This window comes from Vibrio sp. bablab_jr001, from assembly GCF_016464285.1.
Lineage (GTDB): Bacteria > Pseudomonadota > Gammaproteobacteria > Enterobacterales > Vibrionaceae > Vibrio > Vibrio fluvialis.
The window spans coordinates 16,686-38,837 of record NZ_JACDWZ010000046.1 but is presented as its reverse complement, the minus strand read 5'-3'; the positions used below and the strand labels follow the sequence as shown (position 1 = coordinate 38,837).

Here is a 22,152-nt window from a genome sequence, read left to right as displayed (position 1 = left end):
GGGCTGGCTTTTGGTTTTCACTTGGCCATGAATTGCTTGGTATTAGTAAGCAAAACCAATGCGTTGACGTGGGTGCGCTGCGCTTTCCAGCTCATCGACCAACGCCGCGGCGTAGTCCGCCACAGAGATGCGGCTGTTGCCTTCCGCATCGCTCAACAGTTGGTCACCGCCAACGCGGTAAGCGCCCTGTTTTTCGCCCGGGAAGATTTCCGCCGCTGGGCTCATGAACGTCCAGTTCACTGAACTGGTGCTGGCTTTAAACACATCCAGCGCTTCGCCTTGTGCCAAGGCTTCAGCTTTATACGCTTCAGGAAAGTCCGGTACGGTCACCAGTTTTACGCCCGGAGCCACTTCGAGTGAACCCGCACCGCCAACCCATAGCAGACGCTCAACACCTGCTTGCGGCAACTGTTCCAGCATCACGGTTGCGGTTTTCGCGACGATGTCGTGCGCACCAGATGCACGGCCACCAATGGATGCCACCACCACGTCGGCACCAGCGACTGCCGCAGCAAGGTCACCACCCGCTTGCAGATCAAACTGGCGAACGTCCACGCCTTGTGCGCTGACTTTTGCCGGGTCACGCACCACAGCAATCACGTCATGACCACGCGCTTGTGCTTCTTCAACAATGTGGCTACCAATCCAACCGCTTGCACCCAATACTGCTACTTTCATCTGAACTCTCCTCATCTGGAATCTGAATTTTTCAATGGATGTTTCCAATCAACGGAGTCCAGTTTAGTTGCTAACCAAACCGTGAAAAATGCACAAAAAGGATGTAGATTGTTTCAATGTAAGTTACTAATTGGAGCCAACGATGGACAGACTGACCGCCATGCGCAGTTTTGTTGAAGTCGCTAACACCGGCAGTTTTACCAAAGCCGCGGACAACCTGAGCCTCAGCCGGTTGCAGGTTACGCGCCATGTGCAGGAAATTGAGGACTGGCTCAAACAGCGCTTGCTGCACCGCACCACACGCAAAGTGAGCCTGACCGCCGCCGGCGAAGAGGCGCTGACCCGCTGCGAGCAAATTCTCGACCAAACGGCCGAGCTGGAAATTCGTGCGCTGGAGCAGTCGCAATCACTGACCGGCAGCATTCGTATTTCCGCCCCGATCGGGTTGGCGCAGCATCTGCTGCTCGACACCGTCGAAGCGTTTACCGATCTGCATCCGCAGGTGACGATTGATATTCTCGCCTCCGACCGCCTGTCGCAACTGGTGGATGAACGGGTGGATGTGGCGCTGCGCTTTACTCAGCAGCCGGACGAGAGTCTGATTGCCCGCCGCCTGATCCAGGTCGATACGGTGGTGTGTGCCTCGCCACAGTACTTGCAAACGCATGACCCCATCACTGAGCCTGCCGATCTCACCCGCCATAACTGCTTCGTGCATCTCACCAATCACACCTGGGATATGGTGCGCGACAATCAGCATTTCAGCGTCAAAGTCAGCGGTACGATTCGCGCCAACGACATGGATATTCTGCGCAGCGCGGCGCTGCATCATAAAGGCGTGGTGTGGCTGCCGTGCGATCTCGCTAACCCGTATCTTGCACGCGGTGAACTGGTCAAAGTGCTGGCCGATTATCACAGCCCGAGCAGTCATCTGTGGGCGGTGTATCTGTCGCGCAGTTATCAAACGCCATTGGTGCGTCAGTTCATCGATTTTGTCGCCGAGCGCTGGCAGGAAGACATTCGCGCGCCGGTTTAAGCGCCATCACGCAGAAAAACACACAATAAAAAAGGAAGCCGAATGGCTTCCTTTCGCTTTGAATACGCGTTGTTATGACTGAAAACGGCTGAGCGAAAACAGTGAGATATCGTGCTCCGTTTCACCGCGTACAGCCAAATCGCTGAGGATCTCACCAATCACACTGGCAAACTTAAAGCCATGGCCGGAAAAACCAGCCGCCACAATGATGTTATCGTGCTCTGGATGCGTATCGATGATGAAATTCTCATCGGCGGTCATGCTGTACATGCAGGTTTTTCCATACATCAGGCCAGACGTTTTGGGCATGACCGTCGCCAAAAAGCGCTCCAAATCGACGCTGTCAGTAACGTTGTCGTAAGGGGCAACCGGCTGATCCGGGTCCTGCGCGTCACCACCATCGTGGCGACCGACTTTCAGCCCCGCACCGTCGATACTTGGGAAACCGTAGTAAATGCCTTGCGGCGAATCAAACGAGAATGCCGGGAACACGCCGTCACCATACAGCGCTTCGTCGGCTTCAAACCAGGCAAAGGTTTTGCGATTCGGCTGCATCGGCAGAGCAAAATCCAGCTTGTTCATCAGCTTGGTCGCCCACGCTCCCGCAGAGACAATCACTTTATCCGCCACGATCACTTTGGCGCCGCTGCGCAGCGTCACTTCACCACCTTGGACTTCAATCTCTTCCAGCGGATGGTACGTCAGCAGCTCAGCACCGTGCTCCAGCGCCAACTGGCGATAAGCACTGATACAGTCTTCACAACGCAATACACCCGAGGTCGATTCAAAACAGCCGATGTAGCTCTCTGGCAGCGTGATGCCCGGAAAACGCTGGTGAATTTGTGCCGCAGTCAGCACTTCGATCGGCAACTGATATTTTTCCGCACTGGCGATGATCATCTGAATGAACGGCGAGGTGGCTTCACCCATATTAAGCACGCCAGTTTTGAGAAACAGCGTCTGGCCGCTTTGGGCTTGCAGCTCTTCCCACAACGCCTGTGCGCGCAGTGCCAGCGGTACGTACTTTTCCCCTTCACCGTAAGCGTGGCGAATAATGCGGGTTTCACCATGATGGCTGGCGTGGTGATGCGGTGGGTCAAAGGCGTCCATCATCAACACTTTTTTGCCCTGTCTGGCAAGAAAATAGCCTGCGGCCATGCCCATCGAACCGGCCCCAACGACCACAACATCGTATTTCACACCCACCTCTCCTTTGGCTGCTGAATTAAATACAAACGGCGGGTTGATGCCCGCCACTTGCTTTACTCTAACTGCCTCGTCCGGCAATGGATAATGAAAATTCTTCAGCTTTGCGCAAACAAACCGCAAATCTCAGCTAAAGCGCACACCGCTTGAGCAGTCGCGCTCGGGTTGAAAACCGTCAGCGCTGCGAACTGTTCACCAAGTCCCCCACCACGTGCGACACGTAGTCGGCTCCTTTGAGGATCTCATGAATGATTTCCGAGGCTTCGGCAATCAGGTCGGCGTTGCGCGTCGCCTGTTCGGTCACCTCCACCATGCTGCTGCGCACATTGCCCACCAGCTGATTATTGCGATCAACCATGGTGTTAATTTCCTCCGTCGAGCGCGTCGTGCGTGACGCCAGCGTGCGCACTTCGTCCGCCACCACCGCAAACCCGCGTCCGTGATCGCCTGCCCGCGCCGCCTCGATCGCCGCATTGAGTGCCAATAAGTTGGTTTGATCGGCAATCGATTTAATCGTGGTGACGATTTTCGAGATCTCTTCCGATTGGGTATTGAGATCATCCACCAGCCCCGACGAACGGCGAATGTCTGAGGAGATTTTTTCTGAATTACTCAGATTTTGTTTCAGGATACTGGCACCACGTTCCGATACCTGGGCAGTTTCCACCGACGTGCTGTGCGCCACTTCCGCCGCTTTCTGGATCGCCAGTTGGCGCTCCATGCGTTCAGTAATATCGCAAGCGATCTTGGTGACTTTGATCACCTTACCGCGATGATCAAACACCGGATTGTATGTCGCTTCGATCCACACGTTGTCACCATTGCGACTCACGCGGCGGAACAAGCCATTTTTCACCTGACCATTAGCCAAGTCTCGCCAAAAGGTCGGGTTCTCTTTATAAAATTCCGGCGGACAGAAGATCTCGTGATGCTGGCCTTTGATCTCTCTCAACTCGTTGTAACCCAGCGCGTGCACAAAGTTGTCATTCGCGTCGATCACCCGACCATCGACGGTAAATTCAATCACCGCATTGGAGCGATGAATCGCCTGCAGCAGCGCTTTGTCGTCCACCGACTCTTCAAAATTCTGCGTGATGTCGTTGGCGATTTTCATGATGCGCACCACACGACCATCCTGCTCAATCGGAATGTAGGTTGCTTCCAGCCACACATCATGGCCTTGCTTGCTCTTGCGCAAAAAGGTGCCGCGCTGTGGTTTACCCTTGGCCAAGTCGCTCCAGAACTGGCGATATTGCGGTTTGTCCACCAGCTCAGGCGGACAAAACAGACAGTGATGCTGGCCTTTGATCTCATCGAGGGTATAACCCATGGTACTCAGGAACAGCGGGCTGGCATCAACCACTTCCCCCTCCGGAGTAAAGTAAATGGTTGCACATGAATTGGCGATACTCGACAGTTCAGCCTGTAGCGCGTTGATGATTTGATTATTGTTATCTTTAGGTTGGGTAACATTTTTACGAAACAACATACTCACTCCCTCGATTGACAAGCAGCGTAAGATTAAAAAACGCAGCATTCTGCTGCATAAAAAATGTGCAAAACTCCTACTAAAGTTAACCTTATTCTTCAATATATCAATTAAAGCGCTTAAATCATTTCGTTCTATACACATGACCAATGTGTCATAACGCCCGCCCACCGAGGCGCAGAAACCAAAAAGCCAGCGACAAGCGCTGGCTATGGATGGTCACTTATGTGAACCCGGCCTCAGACGATGGCTTCACCCAGTGCTGTCACGCTGACTGCCGACGTCTCCATCAGCACTTGAATGCCTTTTTCTTCCAGTTCCTGACGCACGCTGACCGGGAATGACGCATCGGTGATCACCGCGTCAAAACTCTGAATATCGAGGGCGTGAAAGGTGGCGATTTTGCCGTATTTGGATGAGTCGGACACCAGAATCACCTTCTGCGCCGCCGCAGCCACCGCTTTTTTAACAATCACCTTCGGCTCACTGGGGGTCGAGATGCCGCGCAGGTTCCATGACGAAGTCGACACGAACGCCACATCCACATTCATCCCCGCCAGAAAGTCCGACACCTTACTGCCCACGCTCGACTGGTTCTCGCGATCCACGCGCCCGCCGGTATGGTAAAGGTCGCTTTTGCTGTGATGAGTGAGATAAGCCGCAATCACAAAATCGTTGGTAATAAACAGCAGATCGTCGCGCGGAGCGAGTTGATGGGCAATTTCCAGCGTGGTGGTGCCGGCATCAAGATACACCGTGGAATTTTTCGGCACCAACTGGCTGGCAATGTGGCCAATCGCCGCTTTCTCGCTGGCATGTTGCGTCGCTTTGGCATCGTGGGACGGCTCCTGATGCAGCACCTTAGTAAGCTGCACGCCACCGGACACCGACAGCACCTTGCCCAGTTTTTCGAGTTTGGCGATGTCGCGGCGAATGGTCATGTGCGACACATCGAGTTGCTCAACCAGCTCGTTGATGCTGATAACTTCCTGTTGTGAAAGCAGTGACAGGATGGTTTTGTGACGTTCTGCTGGAATCATAATGACTTAGCCGTAGATGATAAGTGTGTTCATCTTACCAGCCATCCATCGATGTGTGAAGTTGTGTTAACTATTGTGAATTCAATCCGCTTTTGGGCACTAAACTGAGGGTAAGGAGTGTGAATTGCGGCTTAATTTTCACATTGTTGTTAGTGAATGGTAAATTTTGTGAGTTACCACACAGGATAATCGCGTAAAATTCACATATAATCACAACAAAGAACACAAATTAACATTTTAAAACACGTTTAGAGCGAGATAAGTGTATGGATAATCAAACAGTTAAGTCGGTAGCTGTGATCGGATTAGGCTCTATGGGCATGGGCGCCGCGAAATCCTGTGTTCGTGCCGGGCTGGATGTGTACGGCGTTGACCTTAATCCGGTTGCTCTGGAGACACTCGGCAACTACGGCGCGAAAGCGGTATCGAGCGACGCGAACCAATTTGCCAGCCAACTGGATGCAGTACTGCTGCTGGTGATCAACGCCAAACAGGTGAAATCGGTGCTGTTCGATTCAGGTCTGGCCGCGAACCTCAAGCCTGGCACCGCTGTGATGGTCTCTGCCACGATCTCTGCTCAAGACGCAAAAGACATTGAAGCCGGCCTTAAGGCTCACAACCTGCTGATGCTCGACGCCCCCGTTTCGGGTGGCGCAGTCAAAGCGGAAGCGGGCGAGATGACCATCATGGCGTCCGGCAGCGAACAAGCCTTTGCAAAACTGGCGCCGGTACTCGACGCCACTGCGGGCAAAGTTTACAACATCGGCACGGAAATCGGTCTTGGCGCCACGGTGAAAATCATTCACCAGTTGCTCGCTGGCGTGCACATTGCCGCAGGCGCGGAAGCGATGGCACTGGCCGCGCGTGCCAATATTCCTCTCGATCTGATGTACGACGTAGTCACCAACGCAGCAGGCAACTCCTGGATGTTTGAGAACCGCATGAAACACGTGGTGGACGGCGACTACTCGCCAAAATCCATGGTCGACATCTTTGTCAAAGACCTCAATCTGGTCGCCGATACCGCGCAGGATCTGAAATTCCCGCTGCCACTGGCAAGCACTGCGCTCAACATGTTTACCTCCGCCAGCAACGCGGGTTTTGGTAAAGAGGATGACAGCGCCGTGATTAAGATTTTTGACGGCATCGACCTGCCTGGCGTGGAGAAATAATTATGTTGCTAGGAGTCATTGCCGACGATTTTACCGGCGCGACCGACATTGCAGGTTTTCTGGTAGAAAACGGCATGCGTACGGTGCAGCTCAATGGGGTACCAACGGGCGACACTCAAGTGGATGCCGATGCGGTCGTCATCAGCCTTAAATCACGCTCATGCCCGGCCAACCAAGCCGTCAGCCAGTCATTGGCTGCGCTGCGCTGGTTACAGGCTCAGGGTTGCCAACAGTTTTACTTCAAATACTGCTCGACGTTCGACAGTACCGAGCAGGGCAACATTGGGCCAGTGACCGATGCCCTGCTGGCCGAACTGAATGAAACCTTCACTATCGTCTGTCCGGCACTGCCAGTGAACGGGCGCACCGTGTTCAACGGCCATCTGTTTGTGCTGGGTGAACCGCTGAACGAATCCGGGATGCGTCATCACCCGGTGACACCGATGACCGATTCGAGCGTCGTGCGCCTGATGAATCGTCAGTCGCAAGGCGAATGTGGTCTGGTGAACTATCAGGTGATTGAGCAAGGCGCCGATGCCGTGGTTGCCCGCTTTGCCGAGCTGCAAAGCGAAGGCAAACGTTATGCTGTGGTTGATGCGATTAACAGCGCTCATCTGGTCACACTGGGTCAGGCGGCCAAATCGCTCAAACTCATTACCGGCGGTTCAGGTCTCGCCGCAGGTATCGCGCAAAACTGGGCCGACACACTAGCGGATCAAAGCGAAGCCAAATCAGCAGGTCTGCCGCAGCGCGCGCGCAGTGTGGTGCTGTCAGGCTCCTGCTCGCTGATGACCAACCAACAAGTGGCCCGTTATCAAACACTGGCACCGCATTTTGCCGTCGATGTTGAAGCGTGTTTACGTGATGAACAGTACGTGCAGTATGTATTTGACTGGGTGACCAAACAGCTGGATGGCGACTACGCACCGATGGTATACGCCACCGCTGAAGCCGAGCAACTCAAAGCCATTCAAGCGCAATACGGCGCGGCGGCATCAAGCGAAGCGGTGGAGCAGTTTTTCAGCCAGCTTGCGCACCAGTTGCAGGAGTTTGGCGTGCAGAACTTTATCGTCGCGGGCGGTGAAACGTCCGGCACCGTGACCCAGAGCCTTGGCGTCACAGGTTTTCACATCGGACCGCAAATCGCTCCTGGCGTGCCTTGGGTCAAATCCATCGACGGTTCACTGTCGCTGGCGCTTAAGTCAGGCAACTTCGGCGATGAACGGTTCTTCGAAAAAGCGCAGGATTTTTATCTATGACAGAACAACAACTCAGAGAACAGATGGTCAGTCTGGCACGTTCGATGTTCGAACGCGGTTACGCCACCGGCGGCGCAGGAAATCTGTCGCTGAAACTGCCTAACGGCCATTTTCTTGCCACCCCAACCGGCTCATCTTTCGGCCGTTTGGTTGCTGATGAACTTTCAGTGGTGGATATCGACGGTAATCAGATCTCCGGCAAACGCGCGTCAAAAGAGATTGCATTCCATCTGGCGATTTACCGCAACAACCCGAAATGCAACGCGATTGTGCACCTGCATTCGACGTATCTGACGGCGTTGTCGTGTCTCGACAACCTCGATGCGGAAAACGCCATTCGCCCGTTTACGCCGTACTACGTGATGCGTATCGGCCAGTTACCGGTGATTCCGTATCTACGTCCGGGTGAACCGCGCATTGCTGAAGAGCTGGGTAAACGCGCCGCCGATTATCGCGCCTTTTTACTGGCGAACCATGGTCCGGTCATCACCGGCACCGATATGGAAGATGCGGTCGATAACGCGGAAGAGCTGGAAGAGACTGCCAAACTGATGTTTTTACTTAACAATCACCCTGTTCGCTACCTGACCGACGCGGAAGTGGAAGACCTGAAAGGGAGAGGAAAATAATGGCCAAATTTGCTGCAAACCTCACCATGCTGTTCAACGAAGTGCCGTTTTTAGAGCGCTTTGAACAAGCGCACCGCGCTGGCTTTAAGGCGATCGAATTTCTGTTTCCGTATGCGTTCGAGCCACACGTGCTGGCAGAAAAACTGGAACAGTACGGCTTTGAGCAAGCGCTGTTCAACATGCCTCCGGGCGACTGGGACGCGGGCGAAAAAGGTTTTGCTGCCCTGCCGGGGCGCGAGCAGGAGTTCAAACAGAGCGTGGCCACCGCGCTGATGTATGCCAAAGCACTGAACTGCAAAAAAGTGCACGCCATGTCGGGCATTATTGACCCTGCGTACAGCATGCAGCAACACATCGATACCTTTATCGCCAACATCCGTTATGCCGCGGACACATTCGCCGAACATGGGATAGATGTGCTGATTGAACCACTGAACACCCGCGATGTACCGAACTACTTCGTCGCCCACCAGCGCCGCGCGGTGGAACTGATTCAGATGGTCGACCGTCCGAACGTGAAACTGCAACTGGACCTGTACCACGCGCAGATCATGGATGGCGATCTGGATGTACTGATCCGCGATTTAGCGCCGTTTACCGGCCACATTCAAATCGCGTCTGTGCCGCACCGCAATGAACCCGCCGGCGGCGAAATCAACTATCCGTACCTGTTCGATGTGCTGGACGACTCCGGTTACGACGGCTGGATTGGGTGCGAATACAAACCAAAAACCACCACAGAGCAGGGCTTGGCCTGGGTCAAACCTTACCTGTAACCCTTGTGAGCAATAGCAAAACGCCGCCTGCCTCAAAATCCTGAGGCAGTGGCCCTACACAATCTAAATATGGATAAATTATAAAAAGGACCGAAAGATGGACGCTGCTTTAATTGGAATCATCCTTGGGATCGTGGCCATGATGGTCATGATCATCAAGACTCGTATCCCTGTGGCACTGGCTATGATCATCGCCAGTATCATCATGGGTTTGTTTGCCGGCATGGCACCAACGGATCTGGTCAATGCGATCAAAGCCGGCTTTGGTGGTGTGCTCGGTGGTATTGGCCTGATCATCGCGTTTGGTGTGATCATGGGTGCCTGTTTTGAACGCTCCGGCGCGGCAGTACGTATGGCGAAAACCTTCGTCAAACTGTGCGGCAAAGGACGTGAGGACGTGGCGCTTGGTTTCACTGGCGTGCTGGTCGCTATCCCGGTTTTCTGTGACTCTGCCTACATCATTCTTCATTCCCTTGTTCGCGCCATTTCGCGCAATACTGGCAAGTCCGCAGTCGGCCTTGGGGTAACGCTGGCTTTAGGCCTGCTGATCACCCATGCGATGGTGCCACCAACGCCAGGACCGGTTGCTGTCGCAGGCATTCTGAACGTAGACCTTGGCGTATACATGCTGTGGGGACTGGTGGTGTCGGTTCCTATGATGCTGCTGTCTCTGTTCTACATCCGTAAAGTGGGCAAAGAGTACTACCGCGTACCAAACGGCGACAGCTGGATCACACGTGAAGCCGACTGGGCAAATCTGGAAGTTGTACAAGAGACCGACGAGCGCCACCTGCCAAGCAACTTCCTGTCATTTGGCCCGATTCTGATCCCGATTATTCTGATCCTGGTCAGCACGCTGACGCCAAAAGACGAATCGATGTTCTATGCGGTGATTTCGCTGCTGGGTAACCCGGTGGTGGCGGTCGGTATCGGTGTACTGATGGCACTGTACGGCCTGACCCGTAACATTGAACGCAAAGACATGATCGGTTCAATGGATGATGCCCTATCAACGACGGGTCTGATTCTGGTTGTGACCGGTTGTGGCGGAGCGATGGGTGCGGTACTGAAAGCCTCTGGTGCGGGTCCTCAGGTGGCCGAAGCGATTGCCAGCAGCGGTATTCCCCCTCTTCTGGTCCCACTGGCGATTGCCTCGATGCTGCGTCTGATCCAAGGTTCTGCGACCGCATCAATGATGGTAGCAGCCACCATGACACTACCGCTGGTGGAAACGTTAGGTCTGGATCCGGTATTCGTTGCACTAGCGTGCGCAGTCGGCCCGGTTGGCTTCTCGCACCTCAACGACTCTTACTTCCACATCATCAGCCGTACGCTGGGAATTACGGAATTGTCGGACCAACTGAAAATCTGGACAGTATCCTCAACCATCGCATGGGCAATTGGTGCCAGCATCGTCATGGCGCTGAACCTGATCTTCGGTAAAGCAGGTACCCTGCTGGACCCAATCGTACCGTTCGTTGTCCTTGCCGCCATCATGCTGTGGATGAAAGCCAAAGAGCCCAAGAAAGTGCTGAAAACCGCCAATTAAGCGCGCTTAGCACTCAACGTAAAAAGCCCCTTCCTCGGCTCAGAGTGAAGGGGCTTTTCTTTATTCACATTCTGCGTTCACTGCACCGACGGCAGCGCCAGCGTGTTCTTGAAACAATCGAGCAGCATATAAGAGTGCATGCCGGAAATGCAGCGCGTCTGAAAGGTCTCGTTAATCAGATGATTGAATTCCGTCATGCTGGCACAACTGACCTTGAGCGCAAAATCGTGCTCACCGGTAATCGAATAACATTCGTGAATGATCGGCGTTTGCTCAATCAGTGCCAGCAGCTTATGGCGTGCATCCGGCTCCGACTTGCTGTATTGCACCATCACCAGCGCATTGACATCAAACCCTGCTTTGGCGTTGTTAAGCACCACTGAATAGCGCTCAATGATCCCCGATTGCTCCAGCCGTTTCAGGCGACGAAAACATTGCGATGACGAGAGGTTAACAGCTTCGGCCAATTCCAGACGCGGGATACGGCTGTCTTTCATTAGTAACTCCAGAATGCGAACATCGAGGCGGTCCAGGGCTATGGAATGCACAATATTTTCCTTAATATCACTATTTATGCTTGGTTTATCGCATTAGCTTGTGCTTTTCAAGCGTAGATTGCTAAGAATTCAGCGTGACTTTATTCGTATGATTAGAACTACGATGTTACCCAAGGAACGGAGCCACAATGAGCACACTCGACCTCAATTTTATTCGCCAGCAGTTTCCTGCGTTTGAACAACCTTCCCTGCAATCTCAGGCTTTTTTTGAAAACGCCGGCGGCTCGTACCTGTGCCGCCAGGTGCTGGATCGCTTCGACACCTACTTTCACCAGTTGAAAGTGCAGCCCTATTACCCCAATGCGGTCTCAGGCAAAGCCGGACAATGGATGGACGAGAGTTATCAGGCGCTTGCGCCTTGGCTGGGTGTTTCCGCCAGCGAGATTTACTTCGGCCCGTCCACCTCACAAAACACTTATGTGCTGGCCAATGCCGTGATGGGCTGGTTGCAGCCGGGTGATGAAATCATCGTCACCAATCAGGATCACGAAGCCAACAGCGGCGCATGGCGACGTCTAGCTGAACGCGGCATTGTGGTGCGCGAATGGTCCGTCAACAGTGCCAGCGGTATGCTGGAACTAGAGACTTTGACGCCACTGTTCAACGCCAACACCAAGCTGCTAACCTTTCCGCACTGCTCAAACCTATTGGGCTACGTGAATCCTGTGGCAGAAATTTGTGCGCTGGCTCATCAGCACGGTGTACGCACAGTGGTTGACGGCGTCTCCTACGCTGGCCATGGTCTGCCGGATGTGCCTGCTCTGGGTACCGATATCTATCTGTTTTCCCTGTACAAAGTCTACGGGCCGCATTTGGGAGTCATGGTGATTCAACCAGAGATGGCGGAAAAACTCAGCAATCAGGGCCACTATTTTAACGCCGGAATTCGCGAGAAAATGCTCTATCCTGCGGGGCCGGATCACGCTCAGGTGGCGGCGACAAAAGGGGTGGGTGAATACTTTTCGGCGCTGTATCAGCATCATTTCCCTGATGAACTCAATGCCAGTGACGCGTACAAAGCACAGGCTGTACGCACGCTGCTGCACGATGCCGAACTGGCACTCCTGGAGCCGTTGATGACTTATTTGCGAGCGCACCCCGCGATTCGTATTGTCGGCCCGGACACGCTTGAAAACCGAGCGCCAACGGTGTCGATCACGGTTGAAGGCCACTTGCCGCTTGAACTGGCAGAAACACTCGGTAAGGCGGGCATTTTGTGCGGCGCAGGCCATTTTTACTCCTATCGCCTGCTGCAAGGTATGGATATCGACCCAACGCTTGGCGTGCTGCGTTTTTCGATGGTGCATAACAACAGTCCTGAGGAAGTGCAGCGGTTAATCGACACGTTAGATGCACTGCTGGCCGCGTAAACACCCCGTGCTGATTCACTGAACAATTGACCAAGCGATCAAAACAATCGCTTGGTCATCGCCGGGTTTACTGCGACAATAGCGGCGTTTCTTTATATTAAGGTTCATTATGAAACTTTTAGTTCGCAACCTGTCTCGTTCAACGACTGAACAGGAAATCCGCAAGCTGTTTTCAGATTTCGGCACAGTAAAAGAGTGTACGCTGGTTCTTGACCAGGAAACTGGCCAGTCAAAAGGTTTTGCCTTTGTCGAAATGCCAGATGCCGCAGAAGCCAAAACGGCCATCAATGCGCTGAACATGACAAGCGTGGCAAAAAGCAAAATCCGCGTGAAAGCGGCGCAGCAGTAATCTCAAATTCTGCAGAGAGAGAAGCCAACCATTCGGGTTGGCTTTTTTGTGTCTGAATGATGGGCTCAGGTGCCGCTGTCAGCCAGTTTCAGACGCGACAGCACGCGCTGTGCATTGGTGGAACAATCGACACCCTCCGGTCGCGATTCAATATCCTCGACAATACTCAGCAGATGCGCTTTGGTCTCAGCCAGTTTGGCCTGCAGTTGCTCAATATCGGCAATTTTGCTGCGTAGCCGCTCCACCAGTACCTCGCCCTGCCATTGCGTCAGATCCGACGGCAGCAACGCACCGATTTCCTCCAAACTGAACCCCGCTTGTTGGCCAAGCATAATCAGCTCCAGCGCCAGCACCGCCTCTTCGGGATAAGTGCGATAACCATTGGCGCGGCGCTGCACCATTTTCAGTAGCCCGGCACTTTCATAAAACCGAATGGCCGACGGAGCCAAGCCCGTGCGTTTTGCCAGCTCTCCAATCTTCATGTTGTTCATCCTGTGGTGACGATGAGTCATTATAAAGTTTAAGTGAACTTGAAGGTCAATGCTGTTTGAAGCCAACATTGTCGGTTTACTCAAGCAAATTGTTGACACTATCAACAAGGCTTAGTTACTCTGCCCAAAACCATATCGTTGATAGAGTCAACATTATTAGGAAAGCACTTATGAACTCTGTGGAACAGATTCGCAGTGAACTGCGTTATCTGGTGCGAGAATTGGGATTATTGGACAAAAACTGCTGGAATTCGGGGCTGTCGCTCAGTCAGGCACACCTGCTGACCTACCTGAGTAAAAACGGCTCAACTCCGTTTTCCGAACTGTGTATTCAGCTCAACGCCGACAAAGCGTCACTCAGCCGCACCATCAACAAACTGGTCGAAAATGGCGACGTGCAGCCGATGCCGCACCCACACGACAAACGCCAGAAATATTACCAAATCACGCCAGCGGGCAGCGACACTCTACAGTGCGCCAATCATGCCGCCAACCTCGCATTGGGCGATGTGATAAATTCGCTGGCTGACGATGCACAAGCGGCGGTGCTCAATGGCCTGCGTACGCTGCGCCTGAGCGCCTTTCACCACAACACACGCCATCAGCAAGCCCGCGTACAAGTGGAGGCGTTAAATCCGGTTTATCGCGCCGAAGTCGAGCAGTTGGTGATGGATGTGTTTGCGCAGGAGCAGAATATTCCGCCAGCATTGATTCCATTTGCGAATGACAGCGATGTGAAATGGTGGGTTGCGCGCTCCGGCGAGTACATTTTAGGCGCCGTTGCCGCTTGGCGTGAAGGTGACGCTTGGCACTGGGGACGCTTTGCCGTGAATCGTCAGTTTCGCGGTTTGGGAATTGGGAAATCGCTGGCGTTGGCCTCGCTGACAGAACTGCTTGCGACAGAGCCGGAAATCTTGATTGAAGCGCGCGATACCACCGTCAACATTGTGCGCCAACTCGGCGGTGAGGTGCTGGGTGAAGCGTTTGATTTCTATGGCATGCCCGTCACGCCCATGCGCCTCACCGCCACGCATTTTCGTGCCACTCAGCAGCTGATGTGAGGCAGGTTCACGCTCTGCCTCTAAAGGATGGGGTAAGTATAGCTGTTGTCCCAAGGCACACCGCCTTGGCGGCGTGCCTTTTCAGTTACGCTTTGCGCGCCGACACCAGCACCAGCATCGGACGTTCCGCCTCTTCCGCCAGAGCAGGCATCGCGGCAATTTGCTCGGCGCTTGGTCCCCACTCGTCGATATGCTCAAGCACAAAGCCCGCCGCGATCAGGGCGTTGAGAATAGAGCCCAATGTGCGGTGGTATTTGATGACGCCTTCGGCCAGCCAATTCGACACGCGCTGGCCTTCATCCTGATAGCGATTCACCGCCCAAGAACGTTGACCGTCGGCATCGGTGAGCCAGCCCTGGCGCGGCGAGCAGGTGAAAATCGGGTGCTCCATGGAAAAGACCAACTGACCGCCGGGTTTCAGCGCCTGAAATACGGTGGTAAACGTTGGGTTAAGATCGGGCAGATAATGCAGCGCCAGCGAGCTGTATACGAGATCGAACTGCGCATTACCCAGCGTGAGGTGTTCCAGATCGCCGCGCTGATAAGTAATGCGCGCATCCGAAGTCATGGCGTGCGCTTTATCCAGCATCTTTTGCGACAAGTCGATTCCCAGTACCTTGGCTGCGCCTTTGTCGGTCGCCGCGCGGCAAAACCAGCCGTAGCCACAACCCAAATCCACCACGTTTTTTCCGGTGAGATCCGGCAGTATCGCTTCAATCGATGCCCATTCCGGCGCGCCGTCGAGTCCAAACTGCGAGCGCGGCAACTGCGCATAACCATCAAAAAACGCAGCATTATCATAAATATTCTGAGACATGGTCTTCATTCCTCAATCAATAAAAATCAGTAACCTCAAATGCGAGGCATAAAAAAAGCGAACCGGGCTGGCTGGCCCCGTTCGCTCGTGCTGCCGACAAACGGCAGAAACAACAAGGGCCACGGTGAAACCTCATCCGTAGCCCTTGTTTCGCTCGCTATCGACATGACGTGATCTCTCCGTAAAGAGATCAGTCAAAACCATAGCGATGAATTTGTCGAAATGTTTATTTCGTTGGCTCTGTCCAATGTTTCATCGCAAACAATTGTCAGAGCTCACTCGGGTCACTCGCTGATCCGAGGCATAAAGCGGTTGCATGGTCGTTTTCTTCAACTTGCTGTTTATGAATCGGCACTAATTTTATGCCGTTCGGGCATAGAGTCAAGTGCGGTGACTTGGTCAAGACGTTCGGCACTTGCTCGTAGCAAGGCATCGCCCGCGATTTGCTGCTTCAACCACTGAATAAAACAGCGCACTTTGGGTCGCTGTAAATTCTTTTCCGGTAAACAAATAAAATAAGCGGCTTGAGGCTGAGATTGCTGCGCATCAATTCGCACCAGTGTGCCGTTTTGAATATATCGCTGCGCCAAACTGTGTTTAATTAAGCCGACCCCTTGCATCGCTAAGGCACTTTCCACCACAAACTGAGAACCATCAAATAATAGCGTCGGCTGCTTCACTGGTTGGTGATGCTCATTCAGCCACGTTTCCCACCGCATGTCGGTATGAATATCTTCAATCAACGCAGCTTTCTGCAAATCCGCCAGCGTTTCAATGCCAAACTCCTGCTGATAATGAGGATGACAGACGGGATAAATCGCATCATCCATCAACCATTCACTATGCATACCGGCATACTGCCCTGAACCGAATCTCACGCACACATCCACACGGGTGTCGTCGGGCGAGGTGAGGCGATTGGTGGGCTCGACCAGTATGCTGATGTCGGGAAACTGAGCGCGAAACGCCTGCAATCGAGGGATCAACCAGTGATGAGCGAACGAGCTGGGTGCGGAGATGGAGAGCTGGTTGGGGCGCTCATCCGCCGTCAATGCATCCACGCCCGCCTGCAAATGGTGAAAACCGAGTTTGACCTCTTGATAGAGGTTTTCGCCGCTGGGCGTCAGGCCGATGGTGCGATGATTGCGCGTAAACAGCGACGTGTCGAGCGTGGCTTCAAGTTGGCGGATTTGCTGGCTCACCGCCGCAGGGGAAACACATAAATCCTGAGCCGCCAATTTAAAACTGCCCAATTCGGCAGACTTATAAAAATAGAGCAATCCTTGCAGGGGCAGGTGACGACGTTTCAATTAACTCAGCCTTAATCAGAGGTAAGGAATGATCGTTTGCCAGATTAACACCGATTCATAAAGATACGAAACCAAGATAAGCCGCGCTGCTGATTGTCACGGGGGAACGACAAATTCATCCCTCCATCATGAGTCATCTCATAATAAGGATTCGTTTTGTATCGCAAATCATTCAGAAATAACGTCACCCCGATCTCAGGGAATCTTTTCAATCGCGTTGATTGTTATTTTCCTGCCGCATCAAACAGGAATCGCACTTTAACGCCATCGGAGGCGAAACAATGAAAAACCTTAGCACTCGCTTGCTGCTGCTCTCATGTTCACTGGTGTTGATGGCGCAAATGTCCACCACGTTGTACTTACCCGCGCTGCCCTTGGTGGCGAGCGAGCTCAACATCAGCCGCTACGGCGCTGAACTCTCGATTTCATTGTTTGTGTTCGGCGCGGCGCTTCCTGTCATTTACTGGGGCCATGCCGCCGAAAAGTACGGCCGCAGGCCCGCGCTCTCGTTGGCGTTGCTGCTGTTTATTGGTGCTTGCTTGAGTCTCTATGTGGCTCAATCGCTGACCCAGTTATTGTTGGCTCGCGTGATACAAGGCGCAGCCGCTGGCGGGGCCGCAATCATTGCTCGAATCGTGATTCGGGATTACTGGAGCGGTGACGTGTTGGCGCAAAAACTCTCGTTGTTGTCGATGGCCTTTATCGCCGCCTTGGGCCTGGGGCAGTTTGTGGGGGCGATGCTCACGCGCTACAGTGACTGGCGCGTCGGCTTTCTGCTGCTGGCGTTGATTGCCCTGCTGGCGCTGCTGACCACCTCTCGTTTCCCACTCAAAGGGCCAGCGCAACCCCAGCACACACCTGGCGCCAGCACCCACTACCTGACCATTCTTCAAGACAAGGGATTTCTTGTGCCTTGTGTTCAAGGCGGCTTGGGCTTTGCTACGATCGTCACGTTGCAGCAAGCCAGTCCGTTTGTCTTTGCCGAAACGCTGCACCTTTCGAGCCAGTGGTTTGGTGTATTTGGTTTGGCGATAGGCTTGGTTTACCTGCTGGGCTCACTGCACGTGAAGCGCCACGTGACTCAAAGCGGCAGCCAACCAATGCTGCGTCGCGGCGCCTATTGCGTGGCGATGGGTGCCCTGTTGATGTTAGGCCTGTGGCTGCTGAGCGATACGCTGCCACCCCACGTCCTGACCGGCGGTTATCTCGCGCTGTACTTGGTGATCATTTGGGGTCAAGCGGTGATTTTTCCCAACAGCATGTCGCTGGCCGCGAGCCATTCAGCGCACAGTGGCGCACGCAGCATTGCCCTGTGTGGCTTTTTGCAACAATCAATGGCGGGCGTGGCGGCTATGCTGGCCGGGGGCGCAACTCAGAGCCACAGTTGGGTGTTTGGGGTGGCCATGATGAGTGTGGTGATCGTAGGGCTCACCAGGAGCAAGCCGAAGGTGCACGCTTGTCAGTCATAACTTCGTGAAGTGATTAAGAAGGAGAAAGTCGTTCGCGCGATCGTCAATAGTCAATCACGCCAAGAGTCCAGCATTGCACCAAGATCGGCGCAATGCTGGCTGAGATTAGTCTTGCGGAGTTCGTTTGCTTTTCGGAACGTAGTTCAGAATCGAGATTGGCACCAGCTTTTTCGGTTCAAATCCTTCCACCACTCGGCGCTCAATCAAGTGACCCAGACGGCTTTCAATCATACACAGGTTTTTGAAGTTGTCTTTGGAGACAAACGAAATCGCCTCGCCTTTGGCGTTTGCACGGCCCGTACGACCAATGCGGTGCACGTATTCGTCCGCCGGGAATGGTAAATCGTAGTTCACCACGCGAGAGAGTTCGTGAATGTCGATACCACGCGCGCCAACACCAGTCGCGATCATGTACTTGATTTTGCCCGCTTTGAAATCTTCCAGCAGTTGCACGCGCACAGCCTGACTACGACCACTATGGAATGCTTCCGCCGTAATACCACGTTTTTCCAATTGGCTCGCCAGTTTTGCTGCACCATGTTTGGTTTCGATGAAAATCAGCGCCTGATCCCAGTTGTTTTCAGTGATCAGATGGCTCAGCAACGCGGATTTTTTGTCTTTATCGACCGTGATCAGCCACTGCTCGATGTTCGATTTCGATGCCTGATTCGCCGCAATACTGATTTCAAACGGGTCGCTCACCGCGGTTTTCGCCAGATCGCGCACCTTGTGCGACAACGTAGCAGAGAACAGCAGGTACTGCGCATCCCGAGGCAGGCGATCGATGATTTTGTTGATCGATTCGATAAAGCCCATGTCGAGCATGCGGTCGGCTTCATCCAGCACCACCATTTCCACTTCTTCGAAGTAGACGGCGCGCTGACCGTACATATCCAGCAAACGACCTGGCGTCGCCACCAGCACATCCACACCTTCAATCAGGCGCTGTTTCTGAGCCTGCTCTTCCACACCACCATACATCGCCAGCGTCGTCAGTCCGGTGTGTTGGCCGTACTGCGCCACTTTGTCTGCCACCTGAATCGCCAGCTCGCGAGTCGGCACCAAAATCAGGGCACGAATGCGTTTTTTACGCTGCGTTTCACGTCCTTGCAGTTTGTGCAGAATAGGCAGCACGAAACTGGCGGTTTTACCCGTCCCGGTTTGCGCCGCAGCGATCAAATCCTGCCCCTGCAAAATCACCGGGATGGCTTTGGTTTGAATGGTGGTTGGCTTTTGATAACCGAGTTCTGCCACTGCTTGTGTCAGGGCTTCACTCAGTCCAAGTTTGGAAAATGACATGAACAGACTCTGAATTGGTAACCGTTAAAGTAGAGCATGCTCTACCGCAGCGCGGAATTCTAGCATGATTGCACAACGAGACAATGATTGCTGACCAGATTCGCCCTATGGAATTCGTCTTGTGCATATGCCAAAGAACGACAACATCACGCCGAGTGAGGATAACCAGCAGGAGAAAAAGGAGTCACTTTACCAGAGGTAATGTTTGCAAAAGATTCTTAACTGCTGCCACGACATCATTCGCGGTAATGGTCTGGATGGTACCCTGAGGTTGCGCCACCAGCATAGTAGCGAAATCGGAAATAGGGTCGCAGTTCGCGCGCCATTGTTCATCGGCTCTCATAATTAATGTCGGCACCTCAAGCGCCGCAGCAATGTGTCCCATAGAGGTATCTGTCGTCAGGACCAACGCCATTTCGCGCAGCCAGTCGCCAGCATCGCTGATTGACGATGAACGGATGTAATGAACACGCTCTTCATGCGCATAAGCCGCCAACTTGGCACGGTTTTCAGGTAAATCAAATACGCACACCTGAATACCCAGCGACTCCAAGCCAGTCAAAATAGCGCTGGTTTGCTCGTCACTCAGCGTGTTTCCTGTCTGTGAACCACACGGATTGAACAACAGTTTGATACCTGACGGCAACGAACGGTCTTGATCATGCACTCGCGGCAGATTGAGATTGAACGCTAACTGCTCAGGTTCCTTCGCCTCCAGATCACTCAGAATGCTCATCATGCGGCGAGTAAAATGCGGAGCCTGATGTTTGTCTTTACCGACAACCCCATCAAAAATGTTGAGCGCAAACGGGTCTATCTTCTTGGCCAGAGTTTCCTGCAGATAGGGCAAGCTGAATTTGCCTTTCGCCGCCAAGCGGTTGATACGCCATAACTCAACCCAGTTACTGCGTTCACCCAAATAGACAACTTTATCGAAGTGCTGTTCATACAGCGTTTTTCTCAAACGATGTTGTGCAAGCGCTCGCTGCGGTTTTAAACCAAGATCTAATAGCCAGCAGCGACTCACCGCCGGGTGATAGCGGATGATTTCATGATTTCTGGAACTGCAAAGCACCTCCAACTGCCAATCAGGAAAAGACTGTTTCAACGCGCTAAATAATGGTGCCGTCATCACCATATCGCCAATCGCGTTATATGGGATGAGTAAAACTCTTGGCTTTGCAGAGGCCTTGGACGCTAAAAATCTTGGCTTACCAATGAAGTAAATACTCCATTTAAACAAAAGCTTAAGTAACATAAAAAGGGGGAATTCCAAGGCAAAAAGGGTTAACAAAAAGAAACGCCATACATGGGGGAATTACCATGTTTTATACAGAACATTTTACAAACAGAAACGATATCCACAATAAAAATTTCTAAGCCTAGTCAAACTAAAGACAGAACTTCTGATTTTCGTGGCTCGTTCTTAACTTTCAGTAAGACCGAGAAATGGCATGAACGTTCGTTGATATTTCTGTTTAATGACAGTAATTGCTGATCTGAACTGGATAAGATAGCCAGAAACGGGAAGGTTTGGGTAAGAATCACGTCAAAAAAGGCGCGAATCATCGCGCCTTTACAGTGTAAAGCGGCTTATGCCAATTTGAGATCAAACTGCATGCGGTACTGCACCATATCCTCAATGGTCAGAACTGGCATGTTGTGCAGCTTACCAAATGCTACGATTTCAGGCGTTTTAGCCATCGTGCCGTCTGGATTGGTGACTTCGCACAGAACACCTGATGGCATCAGACCCGCCATCTGCATCAAATCAACCGTACCTTCGGTATGACCACGACGCGCCAACACGCCGCCTTTGCGTGCGCGCAGCGGGAACACATGTCCCGGGCGCGCTAAATCGTCAGGTTTCGCATTCGGGTTGATCGCCGTTTTGATGGTGGTCACGCGGTCTTTTGCAGAAACACCAGTGGTCACGCCGTGGCGCGCTTCGATGGTCACGGTAAACGCAGTTTGGTTTTTGCTGTCGTTCACTTGCACCATGGGTGGCAGTTCCAGCTTGTTGGCCTGTTCATCGGTCAGACACAGACAGACGATGCCGCTGCATTCACGGATCATCAGTGCCATTTGTTCCGCGGTCAGCGTTTCTGCTGAGTAGATGATGTCGCCTTCGTTTTCACGATCTTCATCGTCGAGCAGCAACACACCGCGGCCTTCGCGCAGCGCTTGCAGTGCATTTTCAACACGGGTGATTGGGTCGCCGAATTCGGCAAGTAGCGATAACTGATTCATGGTTACTCCTAATAATGACCAGAATCAGGGCTGTTATGAGGGATCAAAAGCCAAAACCAAGTGCACCAAATCCTAGGCGTGAGGGAACCTCAAACCGTCAGGCTGGTGTGTTTGTCATTCTCTCTCATCCGGACTGTAACCGTCGGCTCTGGCGTCTCACCAGATCTGCTGACCTCGACGAATCGAGCGCTCGTGGGCTCACCCTGTTGGGCATACCACCGGTGGGGAATTTCGCCCCGCCCTGAGAATACGTTAAAAATAGTAAGCCGCTACGTTCAGCATAGCGGCCTGAGGTATGGTAGTGCTTTCATAGACGATTGAAAAGCATCCGTGGCGCAAATGGTG

Annotated in this window: 21 protein-coding genes and 1 riboswitch; of the genes, 10 read left to right on the top strand and 11 right to left on the bottom strand. The window is 53.1% G+C overall.

Annotation, left to right across the window (positions count from 1 at the left end; all coding sequences use genetic code 11):
- Positions 1-42 precede the first annotated feature (42 nt).
- The gene (locus JIG40_RS07410; RefSeq protein WP_199465063.1) at positions 43-678 is read right to left on the bottom strand and encodes an NAD(P)-dependent oxidoreductase; all 636 of its coding nucleotides are present in this window, start codon (positions 676-678) and stop codon (positions 43-45) included.
- Positions 679-820: 142 nt separating this feature from the next.
- On the opposite strand from JIG40_RS07410, the gene JIG40_RS07405 reads away from it, so the two are divergent.
- Complete coding sequence (locus tag JIG40_RS07405) at positions 821-1,714, top strand: LysR family transcriptional regulator (RefSeq protein ID WP_047462238.1); 894 nt, start codon at positions 821-823, stop codon at positions 1,712-1,714.
- Positions 1,715-1,786: 72 nt separating this feature from the next.
- On the opposite strand, the gene solA is transcribed toward JIG40_RS07405, so the two are convergent.
- The 3 genes from solA to JIG40_RS07390 all read right to left on the bottom strand — a co-directional run bounded on the left by solA (position 1,787) and on the right by JIG40_RS07390 (position 5,449).
- Positions 1,787-2,914 (bottom strand): N-methyl-L-tryptophan oxidase, encoded by a 1,128-nt coding sequence (solA, locus tag JIG40_RS07400; protein WP_199465062.1) that lies wholly within the window; start codon positions 2,912-2,914, stop codon positions 1,787-1,789.
- 181 nt (positions 2,915-3,095) lie between these two features.
- Positions 3,096-4,409, bottom strand: a complete 1,314-nt coding sequence (locus tag JIG40_RS07395) for a PAS domain-containing methyl-accepting chemotaxis protein (RefSeq protein ID WP_199465061.1) — start codon at positions 4,407-4,409, stop codon at positions 3,096-3,098.
- 239 nt (positions 4,410-4,648) lie between these two features.
- The gene (locus JIG40_RS07390) at positions 4,649-5,449 is read right to left on the bottom strand and encodes a DeoR/GlpR family DNA-binding transcription regulator (protein ID WP_020328734.1); all 801 of its coding nucleotides are present in this window, start codon (positions 5,447-5,449) and stop codon (positions 4,649-4,651) included.
- A gap of 266 nt (positions 5,450-5,715) precedes the next feature.
- Here JIG40_RS07390 and ltnD point away from each other — a divergent pair, with 266 nt between their 5' ends.
- The 5 genes from ltnD to JIG40_RS07365 all read left to right on the top strand — a co-directional run bounded on the left by ltnD (position 5,716) and on the right by JIG40_RS07365 (position 10,834).
- Entirely contained in the window at positions 5,716-6,621 is a 906-nt protein-coding gene (gene ltnD / locus JIG40_RS07385; protein WP_055452525.1) for an L-threonate dehydrogenase, read from the top strand.
- A 2-nt stretch (positions 6,622-6,623) separates the two neighbouring features.
- Positions 6,624-7,880: a 3-oxo-tetronate kinase gene (gene otnK / locus JIG40_RS07380; RefSeq protein WP_199465060.1), complete on the top strand. Its 1,257-nt coding sequence runs from the start codon at positions 6,624-6,626 to the stop codon at positions 7,878-7,880.
- Complete coding sequence (locus tag JIG40_RS07375; protein WP_000139626.1) at positions 7,877-8,509, top strand: aldolase; 633 nt, start codon at positions 7,877-7,879, stop codon at positions 8,507-8,509. The genes otnK and JIG40_RS07375 overlap by 4 nt, the downstream gene beginning before the upstream one ends.
- Positions 8,509-9,285 carry a 2-oxo-tetronate isomerase gene (gene otnI / locus JIG40_RS07370; RefSeq protein WP_024373732.1) on the top strand — a complete coding sequence of 259 codons (777 nt, stop codon included), beginning with the start codon at positions 8,509-8,511 and terminating at the stop codon, positions 9,283-9,285. Before JIG40_RS07375 ends, otnI begins: the two co-directional genes overlap by 1 nt.
- A 97-nt stretch (positions 9,286-9,382) precedes the next feature.
- On the top strand, positions 9,383-10,834 hold the full coding sequence (locus JIG40_RS07365; RefSeq protein ID WP_100268781.1) for a TRAP transporter large permease subunit: 1,452 nt from the start codon (positions 9,383-9,385) through the stop codon (positions 10,832-10,834).
- Positions 10,835-10,911: 77 nt separating this feature from the next.
- Here JIG40_RS07365 and JIG40_RS07360 read toward each other — a convergent pair whose 3' ends face one another.
- Positions 10,912-11,382 (bottom strand): Lrp/AsnC family transcriptional regulator, encoded by a 471-nt coding sequence (locus JIG40_RS07360; protein WP_024373730.1) that lies wholly within the window; start codon positions 11,380-11,382, stop codon positions 10,912-10,914.
- Between the two features lie 137 nt (positions 11,383-11,519).
- On the opposite strand from JIG40_RS07360, the gene JIG40_RS07355 reads away from it, so the two are divergent.
- Both JIG40_RS07355 and JIG40_RS07350 read left to right on the top strand, forming a co-directional pair.
- On the top strand, positions 11,520-12,761 hold the full coding sequence (locus JIG40_RS07355; RefSeq protein ID WP_199465059.1) for an aminotransferase class V-fold PLP-dependent enzyme: 1,242 nt from the start codon (positions 11,520-11,522) through the stop codon (positions 12,759-12,761).
- Between the two features lie 109 nt (positions 12,762-12,870).
- Complete coding sequence (locus JIG40_RS07350) at positions 12,871-13,110, top strand: RNA-binding protein (RefSeq protein ID WP_020328725.1); 240 nt, start codon at positions 12,871-12,873, stop codon at positions 13,108-13,110.
- Positions 13,111-13,175: 65 nt separating this feature from the next.
- On the opposite strand, the gene JIG40_RS07345 is transcribed toward JIG40_RS07350, so the two are convergent.
- The gene (locus JIG40_RS07345) at positions 13,176-13,592 is read right to left on the bottom strand and encodes a MerR family transcriptional regulator (protein ID WP_047462256.1); all 417 of its coding nucleotides are present in this window, start codon (positions 13,590-13,592) and stop codon (positions 13,176-13,178) included.
- Positions 13,593-13,771: 179 nt separating this feature from the next.
- On the opposite strand from JIG40_RS07345, the gene JIG40_RS07340 reads away from it, so the two are divergent.
- Complete coding sequence (locus tag JIG40_RS07340) at positions 13,772-14,662, top strand: GNAT family N-acetyltransferase (protein WP_199465058.1); 891 nt, start codon at positions 13,772-13,774, stop codon at positions 14,660-14,662.
- 85 nt (positions 14,663-14,747) lie between these two features.
- Here the strand turns inward: JIG40_RS07340 and JIG40_RS07335 are convergent, their stop codons facing one another.
- Together JIG40_RS07335 and JIG40_RS07330 are read right to left on the bottom strand one after the other, a co-directional pair.
- Complete coding sequence (locus JIG40_RS07335) at positions 14,748-15,479, bottom strand: class I SAM-dependent methyltransferase (RefSeq protein ID WP_154182927.1); 732 nt, start codon at positions 15,477-15,479, stop codon at positions 14,748-14,750.
- A gap of 341 nt (positions 15,480-15,820) precedes the next feature.
- The gene (locus JIG40_RS07330; protein ID WP_199465057.1) at positions 15,821-16,789 is read right to left on the bottom strand and encodes a LysR substrate-binding domain-containing protein; all 969 of its coding nucleotides are present in this window, start codon (positions 16,787-16,789) and stop codon (positions 15,821-15,823) included.
- Positions 16,790-17,070: 281 nt separating this feature from the next.
- Here JIG40_RS07330 and JIG40_RS07325 point away from each other — a divergent pair, with 281 nt between their 5' ends.
- Entirely contained in the window at positions 17,071-18,258 is a 1,188-nt protein-coding gene (locus JIG40_RS07325; RefSeq protein ID WP_199465056.1) for an MFS transporter, read from the top strand.
- Between the two features lie 105 nt (positions 18,259-18,363).
- Here JIG40_RS07325 and JIG40_RS07320 read toward each other — a convergent pair whose 3' ends face one another.
- The 3 genes from JIG40_RS07320 to ribB form a co-directional block, all read right to left on the bottom strand.
- On the bottom strand, positions 18,364-19,557 hold the full coding sequence (locus JIG40_RS07320) for a DEAD/DEAH box helicase (protein ID WP_199465055.1): 1,194 nt from the start codon (positions 19,555-19,557) through the stop codon (positions 18,364-18,366).
- Between the two features lie 184 nt (positions 19,558-19,741).
- Positions 19,742-20,689, bottom strand: coding sequence for a glycosyltransferase family 9 protein (locus JIG40_RS07315; RefSeq protein WP_199465054.1), 948 nt, complete (start codon positions 20,687-20,689; stop codon positions 19,742-19,744).
- Positions 20,690-21,150: 461 nt separating this feature from the next.
- Positions 21,151-21,807: a 3,4-dihydroxy-2-butanone-4-phosphate synthase gene (ribB, locus tag JIG40_RS07310; protein WP_020328717.1), complete on the bottom strand. Its 657-nt coding sequence runs from the start codon at positions 21,805-21,807 to the stop codon at positions 21,151-21,153.
- A 112-nt stretch (positions 21,808-21,919) separates the two neighbouring features.
- A riboswitch (FMN riboswitch) is annotated at positions 21,920-22,060 on the bottom strand.
- Between the last annotated feature and the right edge of the window lie 92 nt (positions 22,061-22,152).

Bases quoted from the DNA above. Each gene is read 5' to 3' on its own strand.
- JIG40_RS07410 (WP_199465063.1), bottom strand. From the start codon at position 678: ATGAAAGTAGCAGTATTGGGTGCAAGCGGTTGGATTGGTAGCCACATT.
- JIG40_RS07405 (WP_047462238.1), top strand. From the start codon at position 821: ATGGACAGACTGACCGCCATGCGCAGTTTTGTTGAAGTCGCTAACACC.
- JIG40_RS07395 (WP_199465061.1), bottom strand. From the start codon at position 4,409: ATGTTGTTTCGTAAAAATGTTACCCAACCTAAAGATAACAATAATCAA.
- JIG40_RS07390 (WP_020328734.1), bottom strand. From the start codon at position 5,449: ATGATTCCAGCAGAACGTCACAAAACCATCCTGTCACTGCTTTCACAA.
- ltnD (WP_055452525.1), top strand. From the start codon at position 5,716: ATGGATAATCAAACAGTTAAGTCGGTAGCTGTGATCGGATTAGGCTCT.
- otnK (WP_199465060.1), top strand. From the start codon at position 6,624: ATGTTGCTAGGAGTCATTGCCGACGATTTTACCGGCGCGACCGACATT.
- JIG40_RS07375 (WP_000139626.1), top strand. From the start codon at position 7,877: ATGACAGAACAACAACTCAGAGAACAGATGGTCAGTCTGGCACGTTCG.
- otnI (WP_024373732.1), top strand. From the start codon at position 8,509: ATGGCCAAATTTGCTGCAAACCTCACCATGCTGTTCAACGAAGTGCCG.
- JIG40_RS07365 (WP_100268781.1), top strand. From the start codon at position 9,383: ATGGACGCTGCTTTAATTGGAATCATCCTTGGGATCGTGGCCATGATG.
- JIG40_RS07355 (WP_199465059.1), top strand. From the start codon at position 11,520: ATGAGCACACTCGACCTCAATTTTATTCGCCAGCAGTTTCCTGCGTTT.
- JIG40_RS07350 (WP_020328725.1), top strand. From the start codon at position 12,871: ATGAAACTTTTAGTTCGCAACCTGTCTCGTTCAACGACTGAACAGGAA.
- JIG40_RS07345 (WP_047462256.1), bottom strand. From the start codon at position 13,592: ATGAAGATTGGAGAGCTGGCAAAACGCACGGGCTTGGCTCCGTCGGCC.
- JIG40_RS07340 (WP_199465058.1), top strand. From the start codon at position 13,772: ATGAACTCTGTGGAACAGATTCGCAGTGAACTGCGTTATCTGGTGCGA.
- JIG40_RS07335 (WP_154182927.1), bottom strand. From the start codon at position 15,479: ATGTCTCAGAATATTTATGATAATGCTGCGTTTTTTGATGGTTATGCG.
- JIG40_RS07325 (WP_199465056.1), top strand. From the start codon at position 17,071: ATGAAAAACCTTAGCACTCGCTTGCTGCTGCTCTCATGTTCACTGGTG.
- JIG40_RS07320 (WP_199465055.1), bottom strand. From the start codon at position 19,557: ATGTCATTTTCCAAACTTGGACTGAGTGAAGCCCTGACACAAGCAGTG.
- JIG40_RS07315 (WP_199465054.1), bottom strand. From the start codon at position 20,689: ATGACGGCACCATTATTTAGCGCGTTGAAACAGTCTTTTCCTGATTGG.
- ribB (WP_020328717.1), bottom strand. From the start codon at position 21,807: ATGAATCAGTTATCGCTACTTGCCGAATTCGGCGACCCAATCACCCGT.